The 8,133-nt window shown below is 60.5% G+C and carries 6 protein-coding genes and 1 tRNA gene; 2 read left to right on the top strand and 5 right to left on the bottom strand.

The genetic code is table 11. From position 1 onward, the window contains the following. Positions 1 to 203: 203 nt before the first annotated feature. The 3 genes from CAF90_RS14245 to ggt all read right to left on the bottom strand — a co-directional run bounded on the left by CAF90_RS14245 (position 204) and on the right by ggt (position 2,974). Positions 204 to 575: a type II toxin-antitoxin system HigA family antitoxin gene (locus CAF90_RS14245; protein ID WP_074692315.1), complete on the bottom strand. Its 372-nt coding sequence runs from the start codon at positions 573 to 575 to the stop codon at positions 204 to 206. A 3-nt stretch (positions 576 to 578) separates the two neighbouring features. After that, positions 579 to 881, bottom strand: a complete 303-nt coding sequence (locus tag CAF90_RS14240; protein ID WP_064378527.1) for a type II toxin-antitoxin system HigB family toxin — start codon at positions 879 to 881, stop codon at positions 579 to 581. Between the two features lie 260 nt (positions 882 to 1,141). Continuing rightward, positions 1,142 to 2,974: a gamma-glutamyltransferase gene (ggt, locus tag CAF90_RS14235; RefSeq protein WP_085607009.1), complete on the bottom strand. Its 1,833-nt coding sequence runs from the start codon at positions 2,972 to 2,974 to the stop codon at positions 1,142 to 1,144. 154 nt (positions 2,975 to 3,128) lie between these two features. Between ggt and CAF90_RS14230 the strand changes: the two genes are divergently transcribed. Beyond that, positions 3,129 to 4,229 (top strand): M14 family metallopeptidase, encoded by a 1,101-nt coding sequence (locus CAF90_RS14230; protein ID WP_085607007.1) that lies wholly within the window; start codon positions 3,129 to 3,131, stop codon positions 4,227 to 4,229. A gap of 84 nt (positions 4,230 to 4,313) precedes the next feature. Here the strand turns inward: CAF90_RS14230 and CAF90_RS14225 are convergent. Next, positions 4,314 to 4,390: transfer RNA gene (locus CAF90_RS14225), tRNA-Met, on the bottom strand. A gap of 115 nt (positions 4,391 to 4,505) precedes the next feature. Continuing rightward, positions 4,506 to 6,563: a methyl-accepting chemotaxis protein gene (locus CAF90_RS14220; protein WP_085607005.1), complete on the bottom strand. Its 2,058-nt coding sequence runs from the start codon at positions 6,561 to 6,563 to the stop codon at positions 4,506 to 4,508. Positions 6,564 to 6,896: 333 nt separating this feature from the next. On the opposite strand from CAF90_RS14220, the gene CAF90_RS14215 reads away from it, so the two are divergent. Beyond that, positions 6,897 to 8,114 carry an MFS transporter gene (locus CAF90_RS14215; RefSeq protein WP_085607003.1) on the top strand — a complete coding sequence of 406 codons (1,218 nt, stop codon included), beginning with the start codon at positions 6,897 to 6,899 and terminating at the stop codon, positions 8,112 to 8,114. Positions 8,115 to 8,133: the final 19 nt, after the last annotated feature.

Raw genomic sequence — 8,133 nt, 5'->3', positions numbered from 1 at the left:
AAGTCAGCGTGTAATCGCGTTGACTGCGTTTTGCGCCCGAATCCATTGCACACTCCTGAAAAGAAGCCAGAAGGTGTAAACCTTATTCAGGACGAGACAGGACCTACAAAAAAGGCTTACCTCTCGGTAAGCCTTCTTCATTGGGTGGGTGCGGAATTCAGGGTAGGCAATACATGTTGAGGTGCCTGCACGATTGTTTTTTATCAGACCGATTTCATGGGTTTGATCAGACTCTCTGCCGGGATACCGAACAATTCGTGAAGCTTCCAGATCATGGGAAGCGTCAGCGCGCGTTTGCCATTCAGAACTTCATAAACGCGGTTTGTCCGGCCAATTGCTGGAGCGAGATCGGCGGCTGACAGCCCGGACTGCTCCATCCGAAACCTTATGGCGTCAATCGGGTTGGGCAGGTCGAGTGGGAAGTGTCTGGCCTCATAGGCCTCGATAAGGGTGATCATGATGTCGAAGTAATCACCTTCAGGCGTGCCGGGCTCTGGCTCATTCTCGAAAAGAGCGGACACGTCTTTGAGCGCCGCACGGTAGTCTTCTTCGGTATGAATCGGACGTATGTTCATGGGTTACTCCATTTCGACGGTATCAGCGTCGATTGCGTCGTACTGTTTGTGAGTGCCGACAAATTTTATGTACACCGCGCCAAAGCGGTACGCCACGGCGACAATCAGGCGATAGGAATTGCCTTTGATATTGAATACAACTCTTCGGCTTTTCAGAATGCTGGCGCAAGCAAACTGTGACTTGATATCCACAGGTGTTTTCCAGCTTGCCTTTCTTGCTTCGTCTATCCATGCCAGCAATGGCTGCTCTGCTTCCGGATATCGTTCCCAAAAGACTTTTAGCTGACTGATGGCGATGATTCTCATGGCGTGATCCTAGTCCCGCTGTGGGACTGCTGCAAGTCTGTCGGTGGATACTGGACAAATGGTTGGTGTCAATTGATGACTTTTACCGATGCTGTCGGCAGTGGAGGGAAAGGGGGGAGTGAATTCAGTGGAGGAAAACTCTATCCCGGACAGCATTTTTCCGGTGTAGGAAAAGGCAGCGTGATTTAGCCGAATTGGATTCATGGACCTACAAAAAAGGCTTACCTCTCGGTAAGCCTTTTTCAGTTGGCAGTGTTGATTCAATCCCCCAACGCTACCCCTTCACGCCGAGGATCCGCCCCACCTGCCAGCGTTGTCTTCCCCTGAGCATCCTTGACTCGCACGATTGCCTGGGTGCCGCTGGTCATGTCGATTTCGTTGACGGTGTGGCCCTTGTCCTTGAGTGCCTGGATCAGCGTCGGGCTGAACTGGCCCTGTTCCAGTTCCGTCGGGCCGTTGCGGCTGCCGAAGTTGGGCAGGCTGATCGCGCTTTGCGGGTCGAGGTTCCAGTCGAGCAGGCCGACGGTGGTTTTGGCCACGTATTCGATGATCTGCGAGCCGCCGGGAGAACCGACGGTGGCGACGAACTCGCCGCTGTTGCGGTCGAAGATCAAGGTCGGCGCCATCGATGAGCGCGGGCGTTTGCCGGGCTCTACGCGGTTGGCGACTTTCTGTCCGTTCTCTTCGGGGATGAACGAGAAGTCGGTCATCTGGTTGTTGAGCAGGAAACCCTGAACCATCAGGTGCGAGCCGAACGCTGCTTCGATGGTGGTGGTCATCGAGACGGCGCCACCGAAGTCATCCACGGCCACCACTTGCGAGGTGGAAATGCGCAGCGGCGAGCGATCCGGCGCGTAGGCGACCTGCACGCCCGGCGGTGTGCCGGGTTTGGCTGTGCCCATGCTGCGTTCGCCGATCAGGCTGGCGCGGCTGGCCAAGTAACCCGGATCGACCAGGCCCTTGGCCGGCACCGGCACAAAGTCGGTATCGGCTACGTATTGCGCGCGGTCGGCGTAGGCCAGGCGCTCGGCTTCGGCGATCAGGTGCACGGCTTGCGGCGCAGGTTCGATGCCGGCGGGTTTATCGGTCTTCACAGGTTTGAGCGGCGTCAGGGACAGGCGCGGATCGCGGGTTTCCAGCGCCTGCAAGGTGCCGAGAATCTGCGCCACTGCAATTCCGCCCGATGATGGCGGCGGCATCCCGCAAACCTGCCAGCGTTTGTAGTCGGTGCACAGGGGCGCGCGCTCCTTGGCCTGATAGTGCTGAAGGTCGTTCAGCGACAGGCTGCCGGGGTTGGCGTGGCCCTGAACCTTGGCCACGATCTCTTCGGCGATCGGGCCTTTGTACAGTGCGTCCGCACCTTCGTTGGCGATGCGTTTGAGCACGGCGGCCAGCGCCGGATTCTGCAAGCGAGTGCCGACGGCTTTGACGCTGCCATCGCTGTTCAGAAAGTACTTGGCCATGTCCGGCGAGCGGCGAATCACCGGGTCGGATTCCAGCAGCGAATGCAGGCGCGGGGAGATCGCAAAACCCTGCTCGGCCAGTTTGATCGCCGGTTCGAACAATGTCGCCCACGGCAAGCGGCCGTGCTTTTTGTGCGCCAGCTCTAATGCACGCATTACCCCTGGGGTGCCGACGGAGCGTCCACCGATCTGCGCCTGCGGGAACGGCATCGGTTTTCCATCGGCCTGCAGGAACAGCTTCTCGGTCGCACCGGCCGGTGCGGTTTCGCGACCGTCGTAGGTGCGCACTTGTTTGCCGTCCCACAGCACGATCATCGCGCCACCACCGATCCCGGAGGATTGCGGTTCGACCAGGGTCAACACGGCTTGCATCGCGATGGCGGCATCGATGGCGGAACCACCCTGACGCAACATCTCGCGACCGGCCTCGGCGGCCAGCGGATTGGCAGCGGCGGCCATGTGTTTTTCGGCGTGGCTGGCTTGCAGGCCGGTGCGGTAACCGGAGGCGGCTTCCGGTGCCAGCGGCAGGGTCGAGGAGGGCGGTGCGTTGCAGGCCGTGAGGGCGATGGCGCTGACGATCAGCGTCAGGGCGGGCAGGCGAAAACGGTTCAGGGGCAGGGCTGGAAACACGCGGGCTCTCCGTCCGTGGGATAAAAGTCTGACGGACTGTATCGGCCGACCGTGTACGACGCAAACCGGAGGTATCTTTGTCCTTCATGCCTTGGCGGATTTTCTGTAGGGTCATGGGCAAACGTGAAGCCAGAACAATCAACAAGAGGCCGCCATGCACAACGAGTTTCCGACCCAGCCCAGCTATCGCGAACAACGCGAGCGCTTTCTAGCCGCCGCAAAGGTTGCGGGTGCAACGCTCTCTTCGTACGCGCATCCGCTCAATGGGCCGTTTGGCGAGTCTTTGAGTACCGATGTCGCGGTGCTGGGGGATCCAGCGGCCAAACGGCGCCTAGTGGCGCTCAGCGGCACCCACGGGGTTGAGGGTTATTACGGATCGGAGTGCCAGATCGACTGGTTCGAGCATTTCACGCCGGACTCGCTGCCGAAGGATGTCGCGGTCGTGATGGTTCACCTGATCAACCCGTGGGGCACGACGTGGCTGCGGCGGGTCAACGAAGACAATATCGACCTCAACCGCAATCACCTGGATTTCAACCGACCGCTTCCGGACAACCGCGCTTACGCAGCGCTGCATGAAATTTACGCCTGCACCGATTTGAATGGCCCCGAGCGGCAAAAGGCTGATGCCTTGCTGGATGCGCAAATTGCCGAGCACGGCTGGCCGGCTGTCATGTCGATTGTCGAGGGCGGTCAGCACAGTCATCCCGACGGATTGTTCTTTGGCGGACTCGCGCCGAGTTGGTCGAATCGCACGCTGCACTCAATCATCGAGAATCATCTGGCCGGTGCTGAAACCGTGATGTGTTTCGACCTGCACACCGGCGCAGGCGAGTACGGGCATCCGATGCTGCTGACGATTACCCAGGCGCCGTATCCAGCGCTGGCCAAGGCGCAGTCGATTTACGGCCCGTGGCTCTACACGCTGCACACTGGAGCCGAAACCCTGAGTGAAACCGGCGTTGCGGCAACCGCCACCGGCTACACCTCGCAGGCACTGCTCAATGCGCTGCCGAATGTGCAACTGATGCCGTTCGTGATCGAGTGCGGGACTTATCCGGGGCCGGACGTGCATCGTTACCTGCGCGACGATCACTGGCTGCATCTGCATGGCGATCCGCTGGATGCGACGGGGCGCGAGATCAAATTGAATCTGCTGGAGCAGTTCTATCCCGCCGATCCTGACTGGCGGGCGATGGTCGGTTTGCGCACGCGGCAGATCTGGACGAAAGGGCTGGCGGCACTGGCCGGATAAAAGAAAATGCCGGCTGACGATGGCCGGCACTTTTCTCGAGGCATAAAAAAACGGCCTACCTTTCGGTAAGCCGTTTTTAGTACTTGGTGGCTACACAGGGACTTGAACCCCGGACCCCAGCATTATGAATGCTATGCTCTAACCAACTGAGCTATGTAGCCAAGTGGCGCGCATTATTCCCCTGAAATGGAAAAGCGTCAAGCGTAAATTTAAAATATTTCTTCTTATTTTCAACCGCTTATCCTCCCGCGCCGAAAATCGGGGCGGGAGGGGCTTTCATCGCAGCTGAAATCTCCCGGTATTCGCACTCAAGGCATGGCTGCCCTGGCTCAAGGTGTCCGCCGCGAGATTCACGGCCCGCGCGCCTTCGAGCAGACGAACCGCCGCTTGATCGACCTGCTGGATATTGCCGCTGACCTCATCGGCGGTGCTCGCCTGTTCTTCGACTGCCGTGGCGATCTGGGCGAGGGTGTCGGTGACACTCTGCACGGCGCTGGCGATTTCCCCCAGGCGTTCGCCAAGTCCCGTGACCGCTTCCGCGTCCGATTGCGCCTGGCCGCAGGCAGCCTCCATCAGGCTCACGGCTTCATTGACCGTATTGCGCAGGCTGTCGACCGTGCCGGCGATCTGCGCCGTGGACGATTGCGTACGTTGCGACAGGCTGCGCACCTCGTCGGCCACCACGGCAAAACCGCGACCTTGCTCCCCGGCCCGCGCGGCTTCGATGGCGGCGTTGAGCGCCAGCAAGTTGGTCTGTTCGGCGACGCCGCGAATGGTGTCGACCACCAGTTGAATCTGCTGCCCTTGCTCGCTGACCCGGCCGAGCGCTGCGGCAGTTTCGTTCAGGCGCTGATTGAGCTGCTGAATGCTCGCCGTGGTCCGTTGACTGTCACGGCTGCTGTCGGCAGCGATGCGCCGGGTGTGCTGGGCGCTGCCGGAAGCCTGTTCGCAACTCTGCGCCACGCCTTGAGACGTCGCCGCCAGTTGCGTGGCCGCTGCGGCGATCTGGCTGATCTGCAATTGCTGGGCCTCGACTTCGCTGAGAGCGCCGCTGGAGTGATCGTTGAGGCTGCGCACCGCGTTGCTCAGTTGCGAAGTCTCGTGATCGACACCCAGCAGGCTGGTGCGCAATTGCACCACCGCCACGTTGAGTGCGGTGCTGATCGAAGCCAATTCATCGCGGCCCACGACCGGCACTTGCAGGCTCAGATTACCGTCGCGCAGAGCCTCGGCCAGCAGCGTGATGCCGCTGGCGCTACGACGGATGGAGGCTTGCAGGCAGACGAACAGATACAGCGCCGCCAGCAACAGGAAACCGAACACAGCGGCGACAACGATGAACTGACGAATCGCCGATCCGTGGTAGTCATCCAGGCGCTGATCCAGCGACACCAGCGATTGCTGGCGCAGCGTGGCGAGGTTGCCGAGCAGGGCATCGAGAGTGCGCTCGAACTCTTCAGGCTTGAGATTGATGCTGCCGCCGAACACGCCGTCATCCAGCACTTTCAGACCGGCATCCAGTTGTTTGAGGCTGTCGTGATATTGCCCGGCCCAGCCTTGCAGGGCCGGCGGCAGACGCGCTTCGAGCAGGCTCGCAGTTTTCACCAACTGCTCACGGGCATCGCCGATGCGGCTGCGCAGGTCACGCAGTTGCAGACGGCTTTGCAGGGTGAACTGGCCGGATACCACCGACGCCTGGCCGACGGCTGCCAGTCGGCCGACACGTTCGATCAGGTCCGGTGCGTGCTGGGTGGAAATCTGCGTCAGCAGATAGGTTTCCAGCCACGGTGCAAGGATCAGACGGTTGTCCATCGCGATCTGTTCGCGCAACGCTTGCAGGGCGCTGAGGGCGTTGGTGAATCGGTCGTAACCGTCCGGCCACCAACCGACACCGGAAAGGCTTTTCGAGTCCAGACCATTGAGCGCGGCTTGCAGCGCCTGATAGCGAGTCAGGGTTTCTCCTTCCGCGCCTTCGGCTTGCAAGGCATTGCCCAAGTCCAGCGTCGCCTGGGCAACAGCAGGTTGTACGCCATCGAACGCAGCCATCGCGGCGAGGGTCGCGGGCGTCGGCTGGCGGTTGGTTTCCGTGGCGCGCCAGCGGGCGGCGCGGTCGCGCTGGGCGGCGAGCAGATTGTCGAGTGCATCGAGGGCGAGCAACTGCCGCACACCGGCACGTTCGCCGGCAATCAGGTTGAGTTTTTCGCGATAGTCCTGGCCGATCATCAACAGGCTGCCGGCCAATGGCAGGATAAACAGCAGAAACAACAACTGGAATTTACGCGCGAAGCCAAACCGCCCCAGCAACCTGATCCCCGGTGATAAAAAAGCCTGCATGCCCCATGACTCCTCTGGACACCACGCACCATCGGCGTGCATCGCGGTCGTTGCGACCGGGATTGGTGCCCTGCTAAAAGGCCTCGAAAGTTCACCCTTGCCCGCTCTGTAGGCCGGCTCTGTAGCGAAACTTCCCATTCTCGATGCCCTTTGTAAGGGCGCCGCGTTCAAGCGGATAAGCAAGGCAAGATTCAGACCATGGCGTTGCGCTATCACTTGTGGCGCGACGACTGAATAGTTCGTTAGCTGGCTAAGGGGATGGCGCTGGCGCACCGAAAAATGGCACATTGACGCACCTGCCCGCGTGCACCCATCTGCAGTCCGGAAACTCCCATGGCTATCAGCAACGTTCAGACCGCCGCTGCCTCGGCGTCCGCTCCTCCACAAAGCAGCCCTTTGGTGATGCGCATCATTGGCGCGGTGGCGCTGGCGCATTTGATCAACGACCTGATCCAGTCAGTGCTGCCGTCGATCTATCCAATGCTCAAGGCCAACTATGGCCTGAGTTTCACCCAGGTCGGCCTGATCACTTTGACGTTCCAATTGACCGCTTCGCTGTTGCAGCCGTGGGTCGGTTATCACACCGACCGGCATCCGAAGCCGTGGCTGCTGCCGGCAGGTTCCGTGTGCACGCTGATCGGTATCGTGATGATGTCGATGGTTGGCAGTTTCCCTTTGATTCTGCTGGCAGCGGCGCTGATCGGTATCGGCTCTTCGACCTTCCACCCTGAAGCTTCTCGTATCGCGCGGCTGGCGTCGGGTGGGCGCTTCGGTCTGGCGCAATCGACGTTCCAGGTCGGTGGTAATGCCGGTTCGGCATTCGGCCCGTTACTGGCAGCGGCGATCATCATTCCTTTCGGCCAGGGCAATGTGGCCTGGTTCGGACTGTTCGCGGTGTTTGCGCTGTTCGTGCTCTATCGCATCAGCCGCTGGTACGCCCATCACCTGAACCTGTTCAAGCTCAAGGCCGGCCAGGCCGCCACTCACGGACTGTCGAAGAGCAGGGTGATCAGCGCGCTGGTGGTGCTCGGGTTGCTGGTGTTCTCCAAGTACTTCTACATGGCCAGCCTGACCAGCTACTTCACGTTCTACCTGATCGAGAAGTTCGACCTGTCGGTGGCCAGTTCACAGCTGCATCTGTTCCTGTTCCTCGGCGCGGTGGCGGCGGGCACGTTCTTCGGCGGGCCGATTGGCGACAAGATCGGGCGCAAGGCGGTGATCTGGTTCTCGATCCTTGGCGTGGCGCCGTTCACGCTGCTGATGCCGCATGTCGACCTGTTCTGGACCAGCGTTCTGAGCGTGGTGATCGGTTTCATCCTCGCTTCGGCGTTCTCGGCGATCGTGGTGTACGCGCAGGAACTGGTGCCGGGCAATGTCGGAATGATTGCCGGGGTGTTCTTCGGTCTGATGTTCGGATTTGGCGGGATCGGTGCGGCGTTGCTCGGGCATCTGGCGGACATTCACGGCATTGAGTACGTGTACTTCCTGTGCTCGTTCCTGCCGCTGTTCGGGGTGCTGGCGATCTTCCTGCCGAGAACCCAAAAGGCCTGACGGGCCGAATTTCAGGCAC

The organism is Pseudomonas sp. B37(2017) (genome assembly GCF_002112885.1).
In the GTDB taxonomy this organism is placed as follows: domain Bacteria; phylum Pseudomonadota; class Gammaproteobacteria; order Pseudomonadales; family Pseudomonadaceae; genus Aquipseudomonas; species Aquipseudomonas paraglycinae.
The sequence above is the reverse complement of the archived record's forward strand: the minus strand, read 5'-3'. Positions and strand labels throughout refer to the sequence as shown.

Excerpts from the sequence above, each read along its gene's own strand:
- CAF90_RS14220 (WP_085607005.1), bottom strand. The coding sequence starts at position 6,563 with ATGCAGGCTTTTTTATCACCGGGGATCAGGTTGCTGGGGCGGTTTGGC.
- CAF90_RS14245 (WP_074692315.1), bottom strand. The coding sequence starts at position 575 with ATGAACATACGTCCGATTCATACCGAAGAAGACTACCGTGCGGCGCTC.
- CAF90_RS14240 (WP_064378527.1), bottom strand. The coding sequence starts at position 881 with ATGAGAATCATCGCCATCAGTCAGCTAAAAGTCTTTTGGGAACGATAT.
- CAF90_RS14215 (WP_085607003.1), top strand. The coding sequence starts at position 6,897 with ATGGCTATCAGCAACGTTCAGACCGCCGCTGCCTCGGCGTCCGCTCCT.
- CAF90_RS14230 (WP_085607007.1), top strand. The coding sequence starts at position 3,129 with ATGCACAACGAGTTTCCGACCCAGCCCAGCTATCGCGAACAACGCGAG.